This is a genomic window from Onishia taeanensis (assembly GCF_900100755.1).
Taxonomy (GTDB): domain Bacteria; phylum Pseudomonadota; class Gammaproteobacteria; order Pseudomonadales; family Halomonadaceae; genus Onishia; species Onishia taeanensis.
This window is the reverse complement of sequence record NZ_FNCI01000003.1, coordinates 74,769-97,883: the sequence shown is the minus strand read 5'-3', so window position 1 is coordinate 97,883 and position 23,115 is coordinate 74,769. Positions and strand designations below refer to the sequence as shown.

Genomic DNA, 23,115 nt, shown 5'->3' with positions numbered 1-23,115 from the left:
CGAACCTCCAGCCGGCCTGCCGTGAAGATGGCTGCAGATGCTTTCCCGCAGCCACTTGCCCCTAGCCCTTCACGCCAGCCCTTCACGCTAGCCCCTCGCGTGAGCGCGAGGGGCGCCCCGTGGCCCAGCAGAGTTTACAAGTGGCGCGTCGGCTGACACCTTATCGGCTGGGCTCACGTCCCCAGAGGTGGGCCGCCTGACCGGATTCAAGGACGTCACTCATGACAACTGCTGCCCTTCCCCCTCGCTCCCGACCATCCTCCCGCTTTGCGGCCCCGTGGATAGCGCTGGCTGGCTTGGTCCTTCCAGTCGTGGCATTGGCATCGCCCAAGGTAGCGACGGTGCATGGCCTGGCGCTTTACGGTGAGCCCGCTCTGCCGGCGGATTTCAGCCATTTTTCCTACGTCAATCCCGAGGCACCCAAGGGGGGCAGCCTATTACGGGCGGCAATCGGCGGCAGCTTCGACTCCACCAACCCCTTTATCGTGCGCGGCACGCCCGCCACAGGTCTTAATCAAATCTACGACACCCTGCTCGAGAGCAACCCCAACGAGACCTTCTCGAGCTATGGCCTGCTGGCTGAGGGTATCCGCCTTGACCCAGAGCGGCGCTGGATCGAGTTCGATCTGCGCCCCGAGGCACGCTTTCATGATGGCGAGCCGGTCGAGGCAAGTGACGTGGTGTTCAGTTTCGAGACGCTAACGGAGAAGGGCCAGCCCTTCTATGCGGGCTACTACGCAGACGTGACCAAGGTCCGAGCGCTGGATGACGACACCGTGCGCTTCGAGTTCGCCGCCAATAATTCCCGCGAGCTGCCGCTGATCATTGGCCAGCTACCTATCCTACCCGAGCATTATTGGGCCGATCGCGACTTTACCGCTACCACGCTGGATCCGTTGCTGGGCTCGGGGCCCTATCGCATCAGCGAGGTACAGCCTGGCCGGCGCATTGTCTATGAGCGAGTCGAAGACTACTGGGGCAAAGACCTGCCCGTAAACCGGGGCCGTCACAATATCGACGAGCTGGTCTATGACTATTATCGCGACCAGACCGTTGCCCTCGAGGCCTTCAAGGCCGGCAACCTGGATATGCGCATCGAGTCCAGTGCTCGCCAGTGGGCCACCGCCTATGACTTCCCGGCGGCCGAGAACGGCTTCGTCAAGCAGTTGAACATTCACGACGGCCAACCTGCGGGCATGCAGGCCTATGTGATGAACCTGCGCCGCGAGACCTTCAAGGACCCGCGTGTCCGCGAGGCCATCAACCTGGCCTTCGACTTCCCGTGGCTCAACGACAATCTTTTCTATGGCGCCTACGAGCGCACCGAGAGCTTCTTCGAGAACTCACCCATGGCGGCTAGCGGCCTGCCCTCCGAGGAGGAACTCGCGCTTCTCGAGCCATTGAGGGATGAGCTGCCTGCAGCGGTTTTCGATACCCCGCTGCCAATTGAAGAGCCCGAAAAGCTGCGCCCGCGCCTGGCCAAGGCACTAGAATTGCTCAACGAGGCCGGCTATGTGGTGCGTGAGGGCGTGATGACGCAGGTGGAAACCGGCGAGCCGCTGAATCTCGAGGTGCTCCTCTACGACACCCAGTTCGAGCGGGTCGTCCAGCCGCTGCTGCGCAATCTGGCCCGTCTCGGGGTGCAAGGCGACATCCGTATCGTCGATGTCAACCAGTACCTCAACCGGCTGCGCAAGTTCGATTACGACATGATCGTGGGCAGCTTCCCGCAATCGAACAACCCCGGCAACGAGCAGCGCGAATACTGGACCAGTGCCTATGCCGACCAGCCTCAGAGTCGTAACCTGATTGGCCTGAAAAACCCAGCCATTGACTCCCTGGTCGAGACGCTGATTCGCGCTGACAGCCGCGAAGAGCTCAATACCGCCGCGAGAGCCCTGGACCGCGTGCTGCGCAATGGCTTCTACGTGGTGCCGCAGTGGTATCTCGACAAGACGCGGATCGCGCTATGGGACATGTTCGACTACCCCCAGCCGTTTCCGGAGTACAATCTCGACCTATCGGCCTGGTGGGTCGACCCAGAGCGAGAGGCCGATATCCGCAATCGACAGCGCAGTCGCTGATCAAGACGCCCCCATTAACCCAAAGGACACTACAGAGCTCGGTGTGGCTTTGCCATGACAGGGGCTTGCATAATGGCGCCTGACTCGGATTCTTGGGCGCTAATACCAGTTCATGGCTTAGTTCATGGCTTAGTTTCTGGTGCAGGCCGGAGCCGTTCCTTTTATATTGCTCGTTGGCTTTATTCCCGGCGGCCTGATCATGCAAGACCGGCGATAATAGCCGGTCATGCGCGATCAGGACCGCTCACCGACATTACCGCTGTAACGCTGAAAAGGACTCTTCGTGGCTGCCTATGTCCTTCGTCGCCTGCTGCTGATGATCCCTACCCTATTGGGGATCCTGCTGCTCAACTTCATTATCGTGCAGGCCGCTCCCGGTGGCCCCATCGACCAGATGCTGGCACGCAGCCAAGGGCTGGACAGTTCGGCAAGCACTCGCCTGGATGGCGGCGGTGGCGATAGCGTCAAGGGCGAGTCTCGGGGCTCACGGGGCGTCGAGGAACGCTTCATCGCCCAGCTGGAGGAACAATTCGGCTTCGACAAGCCGGCTCATGAGCGCTTTTTCGACATGCTCCGCTCTTATGCCACCTTCGATTTCGGCGAGAGTTTCTTCCGTGACCGCCCGGTGGTCGACCTAATGATCGAGCGACTGCCGGTGTCGATTTCGCTGGGGTTATGGACGACCCTGCTGGTCTATCTGATCTCGATCCCGCTAGGGGTGCGCAAGGCCTTGCGCCATGGCTCGCCCTTCGATGTCTGGACCTCGGGCCTGGTGATCGTCGGCTATGCCATTCCCGGTTTCCTGTTCGCGATCCTGCTGATCGTGCTGTTCGCCGGCGGTAGCTACTTCGATGTCTTCCCGCTGCGCGGCCTGACTTCGCCGGACTTCGACACCCTTTCGGCCTGGGGCAAGGTCAAGGACTACTTCTGGCATATTTCCTTGCCGGTGCTGGCCTCGGCCATCGGCAGCTTCGCCACGCTCACCATGCTGACCAAGAACAGCTTCCTCGACGAGATTCACAAGCAGTACGTACTGACCGCCCGCGCCAAGGGGGCGGGAGACCATCAGGTGCTCTACGGCCACGTCTTCCGCAATGCCATGCTGATCATTATCGCCGGCCTGCCCTCGGCATTGATCGGCATTTTCTTCACCGGCTCGCTGCTGATCGAAGTCATCTTCTCGCTCAACGGTCTCGGGCTGCTGGGCTTCGAAGCCGTGATGCAGCGTGATTACCCGGTGATCTTCGGCACGCTCTATCTGTATACCCTGATCGGGCTGATCTTGAAGCTGATCTCCGACTTGACCTATGTGTGGGTTGATCCGCGCATCGACTTCGCGACCAGGGAGGCCTGATGCGCATATTCACACGCTTCTATCAGTCCCTTTCGCCGATCACGCGCCGTCGCCTGGCCGTTTTCCACGGCAATCGCCGGGCTCGCCTGTCGCTGTGGCTGTTTCTGTTCATGTTCATCTTGAGCCTCGGCGCCGAACTGATCGCCAATGACAAACCGCTGGTGATGAAGTACCAGGGTGATTGGTATGTGCCACTGCTGGTCGACTACCCGGAGACCGATTTCGGCGGCTTTCTGCCCACCACCACCGACTACCGCGACCCCTATGTGCGCGAGGCCATTGAGGAAGATGGCTGGATGCTGTGGCCGCCGTTCCCCTTCTCCTACCAGACGCTGGACATGGAACTCAGCCGACCGGCGCCCTCTTCGCCGGATGGTCGTCACTGGCTGGGCACCGACGATCAGGGGCGGGATGTGCTGGCTCGAGTCATCTATGGCTTTCGCCTGTCAGTGGTCTTCGCATTGGTGCTGACCATCGGCTCGCTGACCCTGGGGGTGATGATCGGCGGCGTACAGGGCTACTTTGGCGGCAAGGTCGACCTGATCGGCCAGCGGCTGATCGAGATCTGGTCGGGGCTTCCCGTACTCTTCCTGCTGATCATCCTGGCAAGCTTGGTACAGCCCAACCTGTGGTGGCTGCTGGGTATCATGCTGCTGTTTTCGTGGCTGGGGCTGGTGGACGTAGTGCGCGCCGAGTTTCTGCGCGCTCGAAATCTTGAATACGTGCGCGCGGCCAAGGCCATGGGTCTGTCCTCGCACCTGATCATGTGGCGCCACGTGCTGCCCAATGCCATGGTCGCGACCCTGACCTTCATCCCCTTCTTGTTCACCGGCGCCATCACGACCCTGACCGCGCTGGATTTCCTCGGCTTTGGCCTGCCGCCAGGATCGCCGTCGCTAGGTGAACTGGTGGCACAGGGCAAGAACAACCTGCAGGCGCCCTGGCTCGGCATCACGGCTTTCGTGAGCCTGTCGCTGATGCTCTCGCTGCTGGTGTTCATCGGCGAAGGGCTGCGCGATGCATTCGACCCGCGCCACATTCAGTCAAGCCCCAAGGCAATCGCCACGACGACGCCAGCTAGCCCGCATAACGCCGCCAGGAGCACGGACGATGCCTGAAACGCCCACGCACCCACATGACCGTCCACTGCTGCGCCTGGACGATCTGACCATCGGCTTTGACGGCGAGACAGTCGTGGATTCGCTGTCGCTATCTATCCATGCCGGCGAGGCACTGGCCCTGGTCGGCGAATCCGGTTCCGGCAAGTCGGTCAGCGCCCTGGGCGCCATGAACCTGCTGCCGGCCAATGCCAGCGTCACCGGGCGGCGCCAGCTGGGCGATACCGATCTGGCAAGCCTGAAGAAACGCGACTGGCAGGGGCTGCTGGGCAGTCGCGTGGGCTTCGTTTTTCAAGAGCCCATGACCTCGCTGAACCCGCTGCATACCGTCGAGAAACAGATCGGCGAGACCCTGCGCCTACATCAGGGCCTCAGCGGTAAGGCCGCCCGCGCCCGGGCCAGGGAGCTGCTTGTTCAGGTCAAGCTGCCACGACCCGATGAACTGCTCGACGCCTGGCCCCATCAACTATCCGGCGGCCAGCGACAGCGGGTGATGATCGCCATGGCGATCGCCAATGAACCGGCGCTGCTGATCGCCGATGAGCCGACGACAGCCCTCGATGTTACCGTGCAGCAGGATATCCTGGCCCTGCTCAGAGAACTTCGCGAGCGCCATGGTATGGGCATGCTGCTGATCACCCACGACCTTAATCTGGTGCGCCGCCATGCCGACCGGGTCTGCGTGCTCTATCACGGTCGCGAGCAGGAAACCGGCCCGGTAGAGCGCGTCTTTCGTGATCCAGAGAGCCACTACACCCGTACGCTACTGAATGCCGAGCCAGAGGGCCGGCCGCATCCCATCGACAGGGCTCCCATGCTAATGGCGGCGCGAGGCTTGCAAGTGGCCTTTTCGCGCCCCAAGCGCCTCTTCTCTCGCAATCCACCGCCCTTCGTGGCCGTGCAGCCGCTGGACCTGACCCTGCGTAGCGGCGAGACCCTGGGCATCGTCGGAGAATCGGGGTCTGGCAAGACGACCCTGGCGATGGCTCTGCTTCGCCTGACGCCCAGTGAAGGCGAAATCGACTTCGCCGGGGAACGCCTGGACACCCTCAGCGGCAAGCCGCTTCGCCAACAACGCCGGCGCATCCAAATCGTCTTCCAGGACCCCTATGGCTCGCTGTCGCCGCGCCTGCCCGTGGCGAGGATCATCAGCGAAGGGCTTTGCTTTCATTACCCCGAGCTCGATGATGCCGAGATCGAACGGCGCGTTCAGGCGACACTGCTCGAGGTCGGACTGCCCGCCGACTGCGCTTCTCGCTACCCCCATGAGTTCTCCGGCGGTCAGCGCCAGCGCATTGCCGTCGCCCGCGCCATCATTCTCGAGCCGGAACTGATCGTGCTCGATGAGCCGACCTCGGCGCTCGATCGCACCGTGCAGAAACAGCTGGTCGAGCTGCTCAGGGATTTGCAGGCTCGGCGCGGGCTGAGCTATCTCTTTATCAGCCATGACCTGGCCGTGGTGCGCGCCATGGCGCATCGCGTCATGGTGCTGAAGGATGGCGACGTCATCGAGGAGGGCTCGACCGAGCAGGTGCTGGGCGCACCCCAAACGCCCTACACACGAGCGCTGGTCGAGGCTGCCGGCCTGGTGCCTGTCACCGACTGACTCTGGGGTTTACAGCCAGCCGATCGATAGCGATAGTGAGCGCACCGAACGACAGGGGCGCCGGCAATCGCCGGCTGAGAGGCACCCTTCGAACCTGACCCGGATAATGCCGGCGGAGGGAGTCGTGTGGCGGCCGCACTCGGCCCCTGCCACACGAACGCCTCCGCTCAGGAGGCACGATGACCACGATTGATCCCAGCGCCCATCTGGCGCGCGTCCGCGAGACGGCGCCGCTGATCCATAACATCACCAACTTCGTCGCCATGAATGCCATGGCCAATGTGCTGCTGGCCATCGGCGCCTCGCCAGCCATGGTGCATGCCCGTGAGGAGGCCGCGGAGTTCGCCGGACTGGCCCAGGCGCTGACCCTGAATATCGGCACGCTGTCGCCCCACTGGGTTGAGGCCATGCTCGAGGCAGCAAGCGCCGCCCGAGCGGCCGGCACGCCCTGGGTACTGGACCCAGTAGCGGTGGGAGCCACCGCCTATCGCCGCAAGGCCGCCCGCCAGTTGATTGCCCTTTCGCCCACGGTGATCCGCGGCAATGCCTCCGAGATCATCGCTCTTGCGACCGAGGGCGCGAGTGGCCGAGGCGTCGACAGCACCGATGCCGCCGACAGTGCCCGCGAAGCGGCCCTACAACTGGCCAGGGAGACCGGCGCTGTGGTCGCCGTCACCGGCGAGCAGGATCTCGTTACAGACGGAAAGCGTCTGGCATGGGTCGAGGGCGGCCATCCGCTGATGCCAAGGGTCACCACCCTGGGCTGCTCGCTGACTGGGGTGGTCGCGGCCTTCATCGCCGAGGCCGAGGACCCCTTTGTTGCGACCGTCGCAGCCCTTGCCTGCTATGCCAAGGCCGGTGAAATAGCCGGCCAGGACGCCAAGGGGCCCGGCAGCTTCTCGGTCGCCTTTCTCGATGCCCTATATGGCCTCGACGCTCAAGCACTGACAGATCGCCATCTGGAGATCCACCATGTCTAACCACCGCCCTGCCAAGGCATTCGACCTGTCCTTGTACCTGGTGACCGACGCCGCGCTCTGTGCAACGACAGGGCTTATCGATACGGTACTTGCCGCCGTGCGCGGCGGCGTGACCATGGTTCAACTACGCGACAAGACCGCAAGCGATGCTGAGCTCATCGCCCAGGCCAGACAACTGATGACCGCACTGCACGGCACTGACGTACCCCTAATCATCAACGACCGCCTGAACGTGGCCATTGCCGCCGGGGCCGACGGCCTGCACATCGGGCAGGGAGATGGCGACATAGCCGAGGCACGCCGCCAACTGGGGCCCGATGCCATTCTGGGTCTCTCGGTCGAAAACAGCGCCCAACTCGCCGCTCTCGATCCAGAGGGACTGGATTACATCGGCATCGGCCCGGTGTTCGCCACCGCTAGCAAGCAGGATCATGCCCCGCCTCTGGGTATGGAGGGTCTAACCGAATTAGCCGCTTCGAGCCCGTTGCCCAGTGTGGCCATCGGCGGCTTGAACACGAGCCATGTCGAAGCCATCCGCCAGTCTGGGGCCAATGGGTTGGCGGTAATATCCGCCATCTGCGGTCAGCCCGACCCACAAGCTGCCGCCGCGGCATTTGACCTGTCATCTGCATGAGCGGGCAAAGGTCGGATACTTCTCTTGTTGTACAAGTGCCCAGAAACTTCATCTTCATCTCATGAAACAGCTACGCTGAGTGCAGGCAGAAACGCTGCCTGTCCTGGCATGAGATGCCGGGGCGCCTAGTCCGAGATCGGGAGACGCAAATGAAGCTACTGACGCAAAGTACCGGCCGCTGGTTAACGGCTCTAGCGCTGATAGCACTGGCCATGCCCGCCATGGCCATGGAGGGAGTCGGTTTTGCGGCACCGGAGGACGGTGCAGAGGTATCGAATCCGATAGAGGTCGAAATGGAAGTCATGGGCATGCAGGTCGAGCCTGCGGGCACCATGGAGGAAGGCACAGGCCATCACCACCTGATCATTGATGGCGGGCCGGTGGCCAAGGGTGAGGTCATCCCTGCCGATGATAGCCATATCCACTTCGGCGGTGGTCAAACCAGCTACGAGCTAAGCCTACCTCCTGGCGAACACACCCTGACGCTTCAATTCGCCGATGGTAAGCACCAGTCCTATGGCCCTGACTGGTCAAGCACTATCAAGATAGACGTGGTCGAATAACCCTACTCAGGCTCACCTTAGCTACCGGTGAGCCTGATTTCCTGTAGCTTTCCCGCATACGGCTCTTACATGCCTTGCCTGTAACGACGGCCTGCCCTGGCCTTTGCCAATACACATTGACGTTGCCTCCGTACCAAGGCTCGGTGGCCTTTGTAGCACCTTACAGTGCGTTCATGGTAAGCCGTTGCAAGCCCTGCCTGAGTTTCTCGCGCTGAGCAATGTAGGAATATTGCTGGACGTAAGTGGCAAGCTCGCCCCCGATGGACGAGTCTTCTTGGTCGAGCAGCGCCCCCATCCGGTCAGCCCATTCGGCACAGGTCGCCCCGTGGGGCATTACCAAATCAGGGTACGCATCCGCTAGCAGCTCGGATGCACCAACGCGATCGGAGACCAGTACAGGCGTCGCGCAAGCCATAGCCTCCGCGACCACCAACCCAAACTCCTCGATGTGGGCGGGTAGAACGAACAAGTCCAAGGCGCCGAAAACGGTCTCGACATCGGGCATGGTCGAGCGCCAGATCATTCGCTCGGCGACGCCCGCCTCCTTCGCCTGCTGCTGGTAGGCCGCCGCCTTGTCTTTACCAACCACCAGGAAACGGTAGCGACCGGGAGCGCGGCGCTGGAGTTCGGCTGCCATCTCGACGAACCCTTTGACATTTCGCTTCGCGAAATTGCCCGAGGTGACCAGGCCGATCAGCTTTTCGTCCTCGGCCACGCCCAACGACTCACGCCGGGCCGTTCGGTCGGCACGAGCACGCTGCTCATTGAACTGCTGAGGATCGTACCCCGGGTAGCTGACTTCGATCTTGGTAGGCTCGATGCCATAGCGATGCGTAAGCTCGTTGCCCATCAATCGCGAATTCACGACCACCTGACGAAACTTTCCGCCACCCAGCACATGGTCATGTATCGAGGCGACCTCATGCCGTGCAGGCAGCTCGCGCCCTCGGATGTACTGCTCGGCCAAGTGGACGCAGTTATGCAAATACAGGCTATCCGACGTTTCGCAGTCGCCATGGCTCAGCAAGACATCAGGACGATGGCGGCGACACCAGGCCTGTACACGCCGATTGAACCAAAATCGCCGAAAAGCCCCCTTGAATGGCCAGCGCCACAGTTTGACGACTGAAGCGCCGTGCTCTGCCACGACGTCGGCATTGCCGCGCTCGACCAGCAGTGAGACCTCGAATCCCAAGTCGTTTAGCAGCTTGGCTTGTGCCAAGGCGACTCGGCTGGCACCCGTCGATTTTTCCACCTGCCGAATCGCGATTGCTGCCTGCCGAGCGTTGGAGCCACCAGCACTCATGGCGACGCCGTGACCAGCGAATCACCGCGACCCACCGCGTAGTACATCAGGCCCGCATCCTTGACGGCCTTCGGCGGGAAAAGGTTACGCCCGTCGACCACCACCGGCATGGCGAGCTGCGCCTTGAGCCAGTCGAAGTCGAGAATGCGGAATTCCTTCCATTCGGTACAGATGACCAGGGCGTCCGCGCCCTTCACGGCCTGAATACGATCGGCCACCAGCACCAGGTCATCGCGCTCCCCATAGATGCGCCGGCATTCCTTCATAGCCTCCGGGTCATAGGCCTGCACCCTGGCGCCAGCGGCCCACAGCGCTTCCATGACGTCGCGGCTCGGGGCATCGCGCATGTCATCGGTGTTGGGCTTGAAGGCCAGCCCCCACAGGGCAATCGTCTTGCCGGCCAGATCGCCGTCGAAGGCCTGGTTGAGCTTGGCAAACAGGGTGCTTTTCTGACGACGATTGACGCTCTCGACGGCATTCAGCAGATCTGCTGGGTAATCAACCTCGCTGGCGGTGCGCGCCAGCGCCTGCACGTCCTTGGGAAAACAGGAACCGCCGTAACCGCAGCCCGGATAGATGAAGTGATAGCCGATACGCGGATCGCTGCCGATGCCCTGGCGCACTTGTTCGACATCGGCCCCTAACCGCTCGGCTAGGTTGGCGATCTCGTTCATGAAGCTGATCTTGGTCGCCAGCATGGCGTTGGCGGCATACTTGGTCAGCTCGGCGGCCCGCACGTCCATGAACATCATCTTTTCATGGTTACGGTTATAAGGGCCGTAGCACTCACGCATCAGCGCTTTGACATGCTCAGAGCCGGTGCCCACCACGATGCGGGCGCCGCCGCTGAAGTCCTCGATGGCCGCGCCTTCCTTGAGGAATTCTGGGTTGGAGCAGACATCGAAGTCGATGTAGACACCACGCTCGGCAAGCGTGCTGGCGACGGTGGCATGCACACGGTCGGCGGTGCCTACCGGCACGGTGGACTTGTCGACGATGACCTTGGGCTCGGTCATGTGCTCGCCAATGGTCTTGGCCACCGCCAGCACGTACTTGAGGTCGGCGCTGCCGTCCTCGTCAGGCGGCGTGCCGACAGCGATGAACTGCAGCTCACCGTGCCCCACCGCCTCGGCCGGGTCGGTGGTGAAACGCAGCCGCCCGGATGCCACATTGGCCGTCACCATGGTCTCGAGGCCCGGCTCGTAAATCGGAATCTCGCCTTTGTGCAGACGAGCGATCTTGTCGGCATCCACGTCCATGCACATCACGTCATGCCCCACATCGGCCAGGCAGGTGCCGGTGACCAGGCCTACGTATCCCGTGCCGAAAATGGTGATTTTCATGTCGCTACTCCTGCCAATAAATAACCGATGAGCCCCTGGCAACCCGCGCCTAACCGCTTACGCCCAGGTAAATGCCATTTCGGGCAGGAATGTTACACATGCAAAGACAGAATGGGTATGGTGGGCGGCCTACCGGCGGGCGAAGATGCCAATAATCTCCCTCATCGCGGCTTGCCGACAAAGGCCTCGGCGGCATAACGGCGGCCGGCACCGGTGCTTGCCTGACACAGCGCACGCCGTTCTTCGCGCTTCAGGATGACCCAGCAACCGATGCTGAGGCCGAGATAACCGCTTAGGCCGTGCACATCGCGCAGCATGGATTGCGACAGCCCGAAAATGAGAAACGCCAAGGTAATCATCAGTCCCGACATGGCCAAAATTCGCACGCCGGGTGAGCTGCAACCAAGCCGCCGCGAAAACAAATAGATCGGCACACCATATAAGAGTACCAATCCCAAGAGCCCCACAACGCCCCTTCTTGCCGCCGTATCGATGATATCGCTGTGCAATTGATCATAGTAACTAACGCCGGGATGCAGAATGTGGTTTGCCACCAAGGCATCTCGTGCGGTTTCCAGGCGCCCCTCTCCCCATCCCGTCCATGGGCGCTCTACAAAGAGCTGCAAACCGCCGCGCCACATCTCCAGGCGAAGACCGACAGAGCCATCACGATCTTCGCCCTGCCAGTATTCTTGAGCGTCTGCGACGGCGCCTGCTAGGCGTTGGCTGACTCCCGTCTCAGGAATAGCCAGCAGGATGATGGTCAAAAGTAGCGCACCCGCTCCCATATATCGTGTCACCAGCCGCAGGCGCTCTTTCCTTGTTGGTATCTGTTGCCACGCCATATAAAGGAGCGATACAAGCAATGGCACCGCCAGCCAGCCACCACGGGTGCCGGATAACAGCGACGCCATCATGCCAGCCATGCCACCTGCCGCCGATAGCCACAGACAGCGGCAGCGACAGGAGGGCTGCAGCCGAGGTAGCCGGTAGAGCCACCAGAGTGTTGCCAGACAGGAGAGAAAACCGAGCAGCAACGCCAGATTGCCAAACGGAATGGCGTTCATGTCATTGCTGGCTCGCGAGTACGCAAGGACCAGCCGTTCAAAAAGCGCTATCGAGCCCGCTGCCACGGCGCCACAAGACAGCCCCAGCCACCAGTGACGCGCCGACGGTGCATGACAGCGTAACCCGATCAGCGCAGCCGCCCCGACCACGGGCCACAGTGGTAACCCTATGCCATTGCCAGTGGCAGATTCCGGCCATTTAAGGGTTCTGGCCACATCACCTAGCCAACTTGCCGCGAACGCCAGCAGCGCTAGGCACCACAGCCCGTCTTCCCAATCCAGTCGTGAGGTTCGCCATCCTGCGGCCAAGGCGCCGGTTAGCGCCGCTATCAGGAAGGCACCCAGACACAGCAGCGGGGGCAGCGCATATCCTCCCGGCACCACGATCAACATCGTCAGAAAAGCAAACAACAACCGGCTATTGAGCCGGTGCCACATCTCGGTGGTCATCGGCCCAGCCTGCCTGCGTTAGACATGATACCACTCGTCAAACCCGGTGATAGTCGCGATACCAAGCGACGAAACGCTTGGCTCCCTCCCAGACATCTACTCGTGGTTGATAGCCGATCGCCTGGTAGAGCGCCTCAGTGTCAGCGAAGGTATGTGGCACATCACCGGGCTGCATGGGAAGAAAATTGCACTCAGCTCGCCGGCCAATCGCCTCTTCAAGCGCATGAATAAAGTCCATCAGCCTTACGGGGCCTCCATGCCCGATGTTGTAAAGGGCATAGGGTGCACTGCTGCTATCCGGCCCGGCCAGGGAAGGCTGCCAGGCACTGTCACGCTGCGGCACTACCTCGATAATCCGCATGATGCTTTCGACGATATCGTCGATGTAGGTGAAATCGCGTGACATATCCCCATGGTTGTAAACGTCGATCGGCCGACCCTCCAGAATCGATTTAGTGAACATGAACATTGCCATGTCCGGACGCCCCCAGGGCCCGTAGACCGTGAAAAATCGCAATCCTGTGGTAGGCAAGTCATAAAGATGAGAGTAGGTGTGAGCCATCAGCTCATTGGCCTTCTTGGTGGCCGCATAGAGGCTGACCGGGTGATCGACGCTGTCCCGAGTAGAAAACGGTACGGTTTCATTCATGCCATAGACTGAGCTGGATGAGGCATAAACGAGATGGCCGACACCATGATGACGGCAACACTCCAGCACATTCAGATATCCCATCAGGTTGGCATCGACATAGGCATGGGGATTGTCCAGTGAATAACGTACCCCAGCCTGAGCGGCCAGATTGACGACACTATCGAAGCCGTGGTGTGAAAAAAGTTCCGTCATGCCTTCCCGGTCGCAGAGATCCAGCCTGACGAAATGAACATCCTCATACTCCGATAAGACATTCAGCCGTGCCTGCTTCAGTGTCACATCGTAATAATCATTGAGGTTATCGATCCCGATGATCGTGTGCCCCCTACCGGAAAGCTGCCTGGCTAATGAAAAGCCAATGAACCCCGCCATGCCTGTGATCAATAGTTTCATCTTAACTCCCCTGATGAGGACCTATATAACTCTGATAGTACGGTATGACAGTCGCTTCAAGTCCAATTCAAGACGCCGACACCCAATGCCCACAAGCCGTTGGCGCACCGCACTCCACTTTACGTCGCGAGATAGGATGACAAGCAATCAGCCACTAACTCCGAAGCAGGCCGCCAGGAAGAGATGGCGTTAGCAGGTGACTATTTTTCTAATACTTTCTCTCACCATTATTAACGAACCGGCCGCCAATTAACGTATGAACTTATAATATTCACAACATTAAAATTGTACTGCTTATACCTACTCTCTCATCCCGAAATAGACTAGAAAAACCATCTTGGGAAGACTGCTTACGCCATTTATCATAATACAACACAATTTAACATTGGCAACACAAAACAACACGCTGACAGCGACTCATGCGTCAGCAGACAGCCAAAAGGTTTTCATATGCAGCATGTCACGCAATAACGAACGACATAATTATAAAAAATGCGACCCGAAAACTAGATGATCGCATAAAGACACAGGGATGAAGGTGAAATGATGCATAAATTAATTCATCATATATTCAGACTGCCTCGCATATACAAGCGACTCATTCAGGTGCTTGTCGACTCTGCGTGCCTCACCCTGAGTTTCTTGTTTGCCATGCTGATAAAATACGAGCACCTGAGCAGCGTTCTGGATAAAAACGCTTGGCTGGCATTTTTCATTACGCTACCTATCGGCATCTACTATTTCGTCAGGCTAGGGTTTTACCGTGCGGTAATCAGATATATCAATCAACGCGCGCTCAAGACCATCCTGCAAGGCCTGGCTGCTACAACCGTCACCCTTATTGCCGTCAGTTTTATGCTGGGTTCGCCATCCCCTATATCCGTCATATCCGTGTCTTTGGTCTTTTTCCTGCTGGCATTCGTGAGTGTTGGAGGTCTTCGCTATCTCCTCAGGGCAGCCTACAGAAGAGCAAGCATCAAGAGCCGGATACCTGTGGTGATATATGGCGCCGGAGCCGCTGGCGCCCATCTGGTGAACTCACTGAAACATAGTGACCAGCATGCACCAGTAGCCTTCGTGGATGACTGGCGAGGGATGCATGGCACTCAAGTCGAAGGGCTGGAGGTGCACGCCCCTGAACAGATTGGCGAACTGATCAATGATTACGGCGTAGAACAGATTTTACTAGCGATTCCCAGTGCGACTAGAGCAAGACGACGCGCCATCTTGAAGGCACTAGAGCCACTCATGATCCCGGTACAAACCGTTCCGGGTACAGCAGACATCGTCACTGGGCGCGCGCGAATCAATGACATCCGCAACGTGACCGTCGAAGACCTGCTGGGCCGTGACCCTGTGCCGCCTCAGCCATTACTGATGCAGGCCAACATCCTGGGCAAGGTCGTGATGGTGACGGGAGCAGGCGGTTCGATAGGCTCCGAACTTAGCCGGCAAATTCTGCTACAGGAACCACGTCAGCTGCTGCTGCTGGATGTCTGTGAATACGCGCTTTATCGCATAGAGCAGGAAATCAAGGCACTCGCCGAACACCATCATCTCGACATACCTATCAAGGCACTGCTGGTGTCCGTCCAGAACCGGCCTCGCCTCACTCTCCTGATGCGCAGCTTTGGCGTGCAGACGCTCTATCACGCTGCCGCCTATAAGCACGTGCCGATGGTAGAACACAACATGGTAGAAGGCATTCGCAATAATGTCTTCGGCACACTCAAAACCGCGCAGGCAGCTATCGAGTGTGGGGTGGAAACCTTCGTCTTGATCTCGACAGACAAGGCCGTGCGGCCAACCAATGTCATGGGCACCACCAAACGCCTTGCCGAACTCATCTGCCAGGCGCTGTCCGGGGAAAAAGCTAAAACACGTTTTTGCATGGTTCGCTTCGGTAACGTGCTGGGCTCATCCGGCTCCGTTGTGCCTTTATTCAGGCGTCAGATACGCGACGGGGGGCCGATCACGGTCACCCACCCCAATATCACCCGCTACTTCATGACGATTCCCGAAGCCGCTCAGCTGGTGATCCAGGCAGGCGCAATGGGTGACGGCGGCAATGTCTTCGTGCTCGACATGGGTGAGCCAATCAAAATCGTCGATTTGGCCAAGCAAATGGTTCGACTCTCAGGACTCGAGTTGATCACGGAAGACAACCCAGAGGGTGACATTGCGATCCACTATAGCGGCCTTCGCCCAGGGGAAAAGCTCTATGAAGAATTACTGATCGGCAGCGACACCACATCGACAGCACACCCTCGCATCATGACCGCTCGGGACACCCACTGGAAATGGCCTCGCCTGGAAGCTTATTTACGTCGTTTGCATAACGCTGTGGCCAAGGCTCAGTACGAAATCATCAGAGAGCTCTTGCTGGAAGCGCCCATCGCCTACCACCCCAATCATGCGATTTCCGACCTGCTCTGGCTGCAGAAACGCATAGACACAGCCACACCTCAGCCGCTAGAGACTCCCGTCATCGAGGAGGAGAAGCATCCAGTCAACGAAAGTATAGCAACCCCACTTTGCCCTCTAAAGCTGAGGTCAGCCCAACTCAATCTCGCAGCTGCGGCCATGGCCAAGGACAGCCACTTCTGATTATCACAAGGATCATGGATTATGGATCTGACTCTGAAATTGGACACTATTCGTATTGGCGTGATCGGGCTGGGTTATGTCGGCCTGCCCCTAGCCGTAGAGTTCGGCAAGCGTTATCCAACGCTAGGCTTCGACATCAACCCCCATCGCATCCTGCAGCTTACCGACGGTATCGATACCACGCGCGAAGTCTCATGCGATGAGCTCAGAGATGCCAAACAGCTCGACTTCAGTGATGATGTCGAGCGACTGCGCGAGTGCAATGTCTATATCGTCACGGTGCCCACGCCGATCGACGCACAGCACTGCCCAGACCTTTCCCCGCTGCTCAAGGCCAGCCAGACGGTGGCCCAGGTCATTTCGCCAGGCAATATCGTCATCTATGAATCGACCGTCTATCCTGGCGCCACCGAAGAGGAATGCATTCCTGTCATCGAGAGAGGCTCGGGGCTTGCCTTCAATCGCGACTTCTTCGCCGGCTACAGTCCGGAACGCATCAACCCAGGCGATAAGGAACATCGAGTCACCTCGATCAGAAAGGTGACGTCAGGCTCAACTCCCGATGTGGCAAACTTCGTCGACGCGCTCTATGCATCGGTCATCCTGGCGGGCACCTTCAAAGCCAGTTCAATGAGGGTGGCGGAGGCCGCCAAGGTCATCGAGAACACTCAGCGCGACGTCAACATTGCCCTTATCAACGAGTTGGCCATGATCTTCAATCGCCTGGGTATCGATACCGAAGAAGTCTTGCTGGCCGCGGGTACCAAATGGAATTTTCTTCCCTTCCGGCCGGGGCTGGTCGGCGGGCACTGTATTGGCGTCGACCCCTATTATTTGACGCACAAAGCCCAGCAGGTGGGGTATCACCCTGAAGTCATTCTGTCAGGCCGACGCATCAATGATGGTATGGGTGCCTATGTTGCAGGCCAGCTGGTCAAGCAAATGATCAAGGAACGCATTCACGTACAGGGCGCACGGGTGCTGATCCTTGGCCTAACCTTCAAGGAGAACTGTCCGGACCTGCGCAATACGCGTGTCACCGATATCATTCGCGAGCTGGCGGACTTTAACGTCATGGTCGACGTCTTGGATCCTCATGCCGACCGTGACGAAGCCATAAAGGCTTATGGGATCCGCCCTGTCGAGCGCCCAGATGAAGGCAGCTATGACGCCATGATACTGGCAGTCGCCCATCATGAATTCCGCGACTATGGCATTGAGCGTATACGCTCCTGGGGCAAGCCCAATCATGTCCTATTCGACCTGAAATATCTGCTGGCGAATGGCGAGGCCGACTTGCGGCTCTAACCTATCCACCAAACGCAGCGCCCCCGACCAAGATATCTTGACCGGGGGCGCTTGGTGTAATGGCCGCTTTTTAGATTGACTCGATGACAAGATCAACCCACAGCCAAGGCCATGACGTCCTGTAACGTCAGACAAGTGTGATCAATTTCCTCTGCCGTCAAGGTGGGGTGGACAAGAAACATGAGGCTGGTATTGCCCAGTTCGGCGGCGACCGGCAGAGCCTGAGCGGGCCGCCACCCTGTGCCATCGAAAGCTTTTTCACGATAGACCTCGGAACAGCTGCCCCCGAGACACGGGATACCACGCTGCTGAATTTCGTCGATGATCCGGTCACGATCCCAGCCTGGCCGCAGCGATGCTGTATCCACGAATACATAGGCCTTGTAAGCGGCGTGTCCGATATGGGCTGGCAACTCTGGCACCCGTAGGCCACAGCCTCGTGCTGCCTGCCAAATGCGCCCCAGGTTATCACGACGCTGCCTTGTCCAATCCGACATACGGCGCAGTTGCACGCGGCCGATGGCGGCCTGCATTTCGGTGAGGCGCCAATTGGTGCCAAAGGATTCATGTAACCAGCGAAATCCTGGCGGATGCTCACGCTCGTATACCGCCTCCCAACTCTTGCCGTGATCCTTGTAGGCCCACATCCGTTGCCACAAGGCCCGATCATTGGTGGTGACCATGCCTCCCTCTCCGCCGGTGGTCATGATCTTGTCCTGGCAAAACGACCAAGCCCCCACATGCCCGATACTGCCGACGCTGCGCCCGTGCCAGGTGGCGCCATGGGCCTGAGCACAATCCTCGATCACAGTTAGACCATGGCGTTCTGCCAGCGACATCAATCCGTCCATGTCGCAAGGCCAGCCAGCCAGATGGACTGCGACAATGGCTTTGGTGCGCGGCGTAATCAGGGGGGCCACCGTGCTTGCCGTAATGTTCTGAGAGTCGCGATCGACATCCGCGAACACAGGCACTGCTCCAGCGGTGACGATGGAGGACACCGATGCCATGAAGGTACGAGAAGTGACCACCACTTCGTCACCCTCACCGACTCCCAAGGCCTTCATCGCCAAATCAAGGGCCGTGGTGCCGTTGGAAACAGCAATGGCATATTCGGCACCCGCAAAACGAGCGAACTCGCTTTCGAATAAGCGCCCTTCATTACCGGTCCAGTAGTTCACCTTATTGGAAAGCAGCACCTGCCTGACAATATCGGCTTCTTCGTCAGTGAAAGCAGGCCAGGGAGAAAAATGAGAATTGAGCATTCTGACGCCCTCCAAGGCGACGTTGCTATACGGAACGCGGGCTGCCGGTCGATGATATCTGCATGCTAGCCGTGCATTCCGTTTGGGGTAACGCCTCAAACATCTTTTCGCAACGCGGGGTTGAAGATACGGTCGGCACAATATGCTTCATGCCCCTTACGCCAATCGACGCACGTAATAGATAAGAGGCGGGTTGTCGCCCCTGCGCCAGTTCTATCAATGCCCTGGGAAAATCGACACCGGCAAGATGTGAGAAAGGATAGCCACCACCGAAGCGCGCATTGAGTTCCAGCACACGCGGCAAACCATCGCAATCGAGCATGATGTCGATATCCAGGTTTCCCCTGTGGCGAAGACATGCAGCAACACGCTCAGCGGTGCTCGCTAACCTACTATTCTCTACGGTGATGGCCCTGTCGGTCTCGCCGGCCCGCATGGCGAGCTTTTGTTTAACTACCGTGGCGACGTGTTCGCCGTCAAAGTCATGCAATACGTCAATGCCGAATTCATCGCCTTCCAGCCATTCCTGGATAATCACAGAGTGGTCGATATCCTCCTGACTGATCACGTTAAGGAAGGAGTCACGAACCTGATTACGGGCATGGTGATAGAAGAACGCCAACTCCTCGACGTCGTTTACCTTAAACAACGAGACCGAGCCCATGCCCCACCTCGGCTTAACCATCAGCGGGAAAGCAAGACGGCCATCACGCAGATACTGTTGCACCTCGTCGAGTTGCAGGCAGGTGAGAGGGCTCGGGATGTGATGGCGCTTAAGAAACTCGAAACAGGCCCACTTGTCATTGGCAACCTCGATGACACCGGGATCGCTGACGAACGTCTTAACGCCGATGCGCCCGAAAGCGTCAATGGCGCGAGAAAGAGGACCCAGGTCCAGGTCCGACAGCGATACCAGCAGACCGACACCCTCCCGCGTACAGATGTCCAACAACGCCGGAATATAATCACTGGAGTCAGCCCTTGGTACGAGATACGCCTTGTCGACACATGCCATGCCGGCGGTATCAGCATCCATGTCGACACCGATGACCATGCCCTCACCGGACAGTGCTTGCCTGAAATAGTCCACTAGGTAGCTGCGTCGCCCCACGCAGGTAAGCAACACGTTCATCGCCATTCTCCAGGAAGGTCGTCATTGAAATTGCAGGCAGTCAGGGCGCCGACCGACGGTCGGCACAGGTAGGACAGATCACTAGCGATAGGTCGCGAGGATGCTCTCAACGCCGTCCCTTTCCTTGTAGATCACACCATGGGGCGAGACAATCGCGGCCGGCGGCATGATGAAAGGCGGCGTGTAATTGTTCGAATAGGCCCCGCGATTGGGAAAGACGATGAAATCGCCTCGCTGCACTCGCCCCACGAAATCCGCATCAATGACATCGTGCTCCATGCAGGTGTTGCCGACTAGCACATAGTGGTCCTGGCCCGGTTCGGAAAGCGCCTGGCGAGGTACGATCGAGAAGCATCGCCGAGCCGTCGAATGCGTCGGATTAACGACATTGATACTGGTATCCAACAACGCGTACCTGGTGCCCTGCCGTTCTCTGATCTCGATGACTTCGGCCACCAGCACCATGGTATCGCCAACCAGGGAGATACCCGGCTCGATGATCAACCGCGGCCCCCGCTCACCGTACTCTTGTTGGAAAATGCGGCCGATGGTACTGGCATAATCATCGAAGGAAGGAAGGTCGACGGGGAACTGGTCACGCATCGCTGGCGGTATCTCACCAAAGAACCCTCCCCCGACGTTGATGGACGCCAGTGGGCGGGAGGGGCTGATGCGCTCCGCCAGATCAATCATCCTTTCCGATCTCGAAGCAAACAGCGCCAGGCTCTTTTCACGCGTACTAAGGTGGGAGTGAATACCGTTGACCGTGACATTACCGATCGCTTGAAGCCGCTTGAGCGCTTTTTCCAGATCACCATTGTGGCTGCAGAAACCGAACCTCGAGGTACGGCCCTCCAGGGAAAAGCTGATCCTTAGTCCCACCTCGATATGATCAAAACTTTCTGACAAGGCCTCGAGGTACTCAATCTCATTGAACGAATCGATGTTGAGGCGTGAACCGCAAGCGAGGCAATGCTTCACATCCTCTGCCCGCTTCACCGGGCCATTGAAGATCACCCGATCAGGCGGAAGGTGACGTCTGGCGATATCGTATTCTAGCCGAGAGACGACTTCACCCATGCCGCCCAGGTCATCCAGGATACGTCCCAAGGCAGGCATGTAGTTGGCCTTGAACGAATAGGCGACATCCGCATTGGAATAATACTGCCGCAGGCTGTCCCTGAATGCTCGATAGTTACGCTCGAACAGCTCGCTATCGAAAATGTAAAAGGAGCCTCCCACGCGCCCCGAAATATCTGCAAGCAATGCGTAATCGTAGGACATAACCCGGTTCCTCTGGCTCCATGGAATTGGCTTCATGTAACAAAGAGATGATTCCTAGCCCAAAGCGTCAATCGTTGCCATAGAAATCCTCGACGGTCACATGCCCTTCCGCCGAGATCCCGTCTCGGCAAAATACTTTCTTAACGGTCAACATCAGAATACGAAGGTCAAGCCATGCCGTGCGGTGATCCACGTACCAAACGTCAAGCTCGAACTTCTCTTGCCAGGAAAGCGAGTTGCGCCCATTCACCTGGGCCCAGCCGGTGATGCCGGGAAGTACCTCGTGACGGCGCTGCTGCTCGACACTGTAACGGGGCAAATACTCCATCATCAGCGGCCGAGGGCCGACCAGACTCATTTCGCCCTTTACGACGTTCCAAAGTTCGGGCAACTCATCGATGCTGGTCGCGCGTAACCAGGTCCCCAACCGCGTCATCCTTGCTTCATCGGGCAGCGGTCTGCCCTGTGAATCGACCGCATCCCGCATGGTTCGAAACTTGACGATCTCGTAGGGCCGCCCATGGAGGCCTGGCCTGGACTGGCGGAAGAACACTGGCCGCCCCAGCCTGAACGCGATCAACATCGCCACGATGGTAATCAGGGGGGAAAGCACCACGAGCAGCGCCAGTGCGACACTGACGTCAAAGAGTCGTTTTGCCATATACACCTCGCAGTTCTGACTGGACCGGCTCGACACGACATCCCTCTGCTTTAGCCCCCATTCCCATCTGCTCGAGAAGGTCCGCGTTGACCTTGTTGACGTCGTACTTGGCCTCAGCGACCTCACGGGACTGGCGGCCCATAGCGCCGATCAGCTCGGGATTATCAATGAAACGGCGCATGGCTTCGGCGAGCCGCGAGGCATCGCGAACCGGGACCAGGTAGCCGTTCGCTGGCTCGCTTACTGTCTCGCGGCAGCCGGGTGCATCGCTGGTGATGACCGCCCGTCCCATGGCCATGGCCTCGAGTACCGTGCGAGGCGTGCCTTCACGATAAGACGGCAGAACGTAGACGTGGCAGGCAGCAATGGCTGGCCGTACATCATCGAGACAGCCGAGATAATCGACTGTGCCCTCGGCGATCCAGTCGTCCAGTTCCTGTTGGGAAATGGCATCGGGGTTGTTATCGATCCAGCCGGCCAAGGCGAACGTTACTTGTGGATGGGTCCGGTGTACCTGCTGGGCGGCGTTGACATACTCGCGTACCCCCTTGTCACCGAGTAGTCTGGCGATCATCAGAAATCTGACCGGCCCTTTCGCCTGAGGCGCAACCGCGTACTGGTCCAAATCGACTCCAGAGCCGTTGACGACGTGAGAGGGAATCTTGGCCGACAGCAACTTAAGCTGCCGAAAGAGCACTTGGTCATCAGGATTCTGAAAGAACACCTTGTGGGTCCCTCGCAAAGCCACGCGGTATAGGCATCGTACGACCCACAGCAGCCCCTGGCGCTTGCTGAACCACCTGCCCGACACATCGGTGGTGAAGGCATAGCCCAGGCCGGTGATCAACACGAACCGTCTGGGAACCCTTGACATCCAAGCACAGAGGGTCCCGTAGATCACCGGCTTGATGGTGTATCCCATGACGATATCGGGCTGAATACGCCGCATCAGACGATAGAGTTCGGCGAAGGTCCTCAAATCGACGAGCGGATTCATCCCGGTCCGCTGCATGCCGATCTCATGCACCGTGACCCCTTTCTCCTCCAGCTGCCGCCGCCAGATGTTGTCAAACGCGACATCGGGCGAGGCGGCATGGACCTCAATTCCATTGGCAATCAAGGAATCCAACAGGTGACCGCGGAAGTGAATCAAAGAATCAGCGTAGCTAGCGATCATCAAGAATCGTTTCATCTACCCACTCCTCCGGCCTGGCATGTGGCATTGTTAATGGACGCCAGCCTCCTGCCGCATGGGCACTTCCATAATGCGGGCCACCAGGTGCCAGTACTGAAATAATTGCAGCGCAC

General features: G+C 58.9%; 18 protein-coding genes and 1 riboswitch. Of the genes, 9 read left to right on the top strand and 9 right to left on the bottom strand.

From position 1 onward, the window contains the following. Positions 1–221: 221 nt before the first annotated feature. From BLR71_RS05070 to BLR71_RS05040, 7 genes are all read left to right on the top strand, one after another. A complete protein-coding gene (locus BLR71_RS05070) occupies positions 222–2,084 on the top strand; it encodes an extracellular solute-binding protein (protein WP_092523749.1) in 1,863 nt (620 codons plus the stop codon). Between the two features lie 283 nt (positions 2,085–2,367). Continuing rightward, positions 2,368–3,438, top strand: coding sequence for a microcin C ABC transporter permease YejB (locus tag BLR71_RS05065; RefSeq protein WP_092523746.1), 1,071 nt, complete (start codon positions 2,368–2,370; stop codon positions 3,436–3,438). After that, complete coding sequence (locus tag BLR71_RS05060) at positions 3,438–4,556, top strand: ABC transporter permease (RefSeq protein ID WP_092523744.1); 1,119 nt, start codon at positions 3,438–3,440, stop codon at positions 4,554–4,556. The genes BLR71_RS05065 and BLR71_RS05060 overlap by 1 nt, the downstream gene beginning before the upstream one ends. Then, positions 4,549–6,162, top strand: a complete 1,614-nt coding sequence (locus tag BLR71_RS05055; protein WP_092523741.1) for an ABC transporter ATP-binding protein — start codon at positions 4,549–4,551, stop codon at positions 6,160–6,162. Before BLR71_RS05060 ends, BLR71_RS05055 begins: the two co-directional genes overlap by 8 nt. A gap of 43 nt (positions 6,163–6,205) precedes the next feature. Then, positions 6,206–6,300, top strand: a riboswitch (TPP riboswitch). A 41-nt stretch (positions 6,301–6,341) separates the two neighbouring features. Next, positions 6,342–7,142, top strand: coding sequence for a hydroxyethylthiazole kinase (gene thiM, locus BLR71_RS05050; RefSeq protein WP_092523739.1), 801 nt, complete (start codon positions 6,342–6,344; stop codon positions 7,140–7,142). Beyond that, on the top strand, positions 7,135–7,776 hold the full coding sequence (gene thiE / locus BLR71_RS05045; protein ID WP_092523737.1) for a thiamine phosphate synthase: 642 nt from the start codon (positions 7,135–7,137) through the stop codon (positions 7,774–7,776). Before thiM ends, thiE begins: the two co-directional genes overlap by 8 nt. A gap of 149 nt (positions 7,777–7,925) precedes the next feature. Then, positions 7,926–8,339 (top strand): DUF4399 domain-containing protein, encoded by a 414-nt coding sequence (locus tag BLR71_RS05040; protein WP_092523735.1) that lies wholly within the window; start codon positions 7,926–7,928, stop codon positions 8,337–8,339. A gap of 160 nt (positions 8,340–8,499) precedes the next feature. Here BLR71_RS05040 and BLR71_RS05035 read toward each other — a convergent pair whose 3' ends face one another. From BLR71_RS05035 to BLR71_RS05020, 4 genes are all read right to left on the bottom strand, one after another. Continuing rightward, on the bottom strand, positions 8,500–9,645 hold the full coding sequence (locus BLR71_RS05035) for a glycosyltransferase family 4 protein (RefSeq protein ID WP_092523733.1): 1,146 nt from the start codon (positions 9,643–9,645) through the stop codon (positions 8,500–8,502). After that, positions 9,642–10,988, bottom strand: a complete 1,347-nt coding sequence (locus BLR71_RS05030) for a UDP-glucose dehydrogenase family protein (RefSeq protein WP_092523731.1) — start codon at positions 10,986–10,988, stop codon at positions 9,642–9,644. The genes BLR71_RS05035 and BLR71_RS05030 overlap by 4 nt, the downstream gene beginning before the upstream one ends. 161 nt (positions 10,989–11,149) lie before the next feature. Then, positions 11,150–12,505: an O-antigen ligase family protein gene (locus BLR71_RS05025; protein ID WP_092523729.1), complete on the bottom strand. Its 1,356-nt coding sequence runs from the start codon at positions 12,503–12,505 to the stop codon at positions 11,150–11,152. A 37-nt stretch (positions 12,506–12,542) separates the two neighbouring features. Next, complete coding sequence (locus BLR71_RS05020) at positions 12,543–13,550, bottom strand: NAD-dependent epimerase (protein WP_092523727.1); 1,008 nt, start codon at positions 13,548–13,550, stop codon at positions 12,543–12,545. 546 nt (positions 13,551–14,096) lie between these two features. Between BLR71_RS05020 and BLR71_RS05015 the strand changes: the two genes are divergently transcribed. Continuing rightward, positions 14,097–16,157 (top strand): nucleoside-diphosphate sugar epimerase/dehydratase, encoded by a 2,061-nt coding sequence (locus BLR71_RS05015; RefSeq protein ID WP_092524435.1) that lies wholly within the window; start codon positions 14,097–14,099, stop codon positions 16,155–16,157. 21 nt (positions 16,158–16,178) lie between these two features. Then, a complete protein-coding gene (tviB, locus tag BLR71_RS05010; RefSeq protein WP_092523725.1) occupies positions 16,179–17,465 on the top strand; it encodes a Vi polysaccharide biosynthesis UDP-N-acetylglucosamine C-6 dehydrogenase TviB in 1,287 nt (428 codons plus the stop codon). A 92-nt stretch (positions 17,466–17,557) separates the two neighbouring features. On the opposite strand, the gene BLR71_RS05005 is transcribed toward tviB, so the two are convergent. The 5 genes from BLR71_RS05005 to BLR71_RS04985 form a co-directional block, all read right to left on the bottom strand. Then, a complete protein-coding gene (locus BLR71_RS05005; RefSeq protein ID WP_092523723.1) occupies positions 17,558–18,730 on the bottom strand; it encodes a DegT/DnrJ/EryC1/StrS family aminotransferase in 1,173 nt (390 codons plus the stop codon). 25 nt (positions 18,731–18,755) lie between these two features. Then, positions 18,756–19,862 carry an ATP-grasp domain-containing protein gene (locus tag BLR71_RS05000; protein ID WP_175491617.1) on the bottom strand — a complete coding sequence of 369 codons (1,107 nt, stop codon included), beginning with the start codon at positions 19,860–19,862 and terminating at the stop codon, positions 18,756–18,758. A gap of 81 nt (positions 19,863–19,943) precedes the next feature. Then, positions 19,944–21,146 (bottom strand): type III PLP-dependent enzyme domain-containing protein, encoded by a 1,203-nt coding sequence (locus BLR71_RS04995; protein WP_175491616.1) that lies wholly within the window; start codon positions 21,144–21,146, stop codon positions 19,944–19,946. A 67-nt stretch (positions 21,147–21,213) separates the two neighbouring features. Further along, complete coding sequence (locus BLR71_RS04990) at positions 21,214–21,807, bottom strand: sugar transferase (protein WP_092523717.1); 594 nt, start codon at positions 21,805–21,807, stop codon at positions 21,214–21,216. Next, complete coding sequence (locus BLR71_RS04985) at positions 21,788–22,999, bottom strand: glycosyltransferase family 4 protein (protein WP_092523715.1); 1,212 nt, start codon at positions 22,997–22,999, stop codon at positions 21,788–21,790. The genes BLR71_RS04990 and BLR71_RS04985 overlap by 20 nt, the downstream gene beginning before the upstream one ends. Between the last annotated feature and the right edge of the window lie 116 nt (positions 23,000–23,115).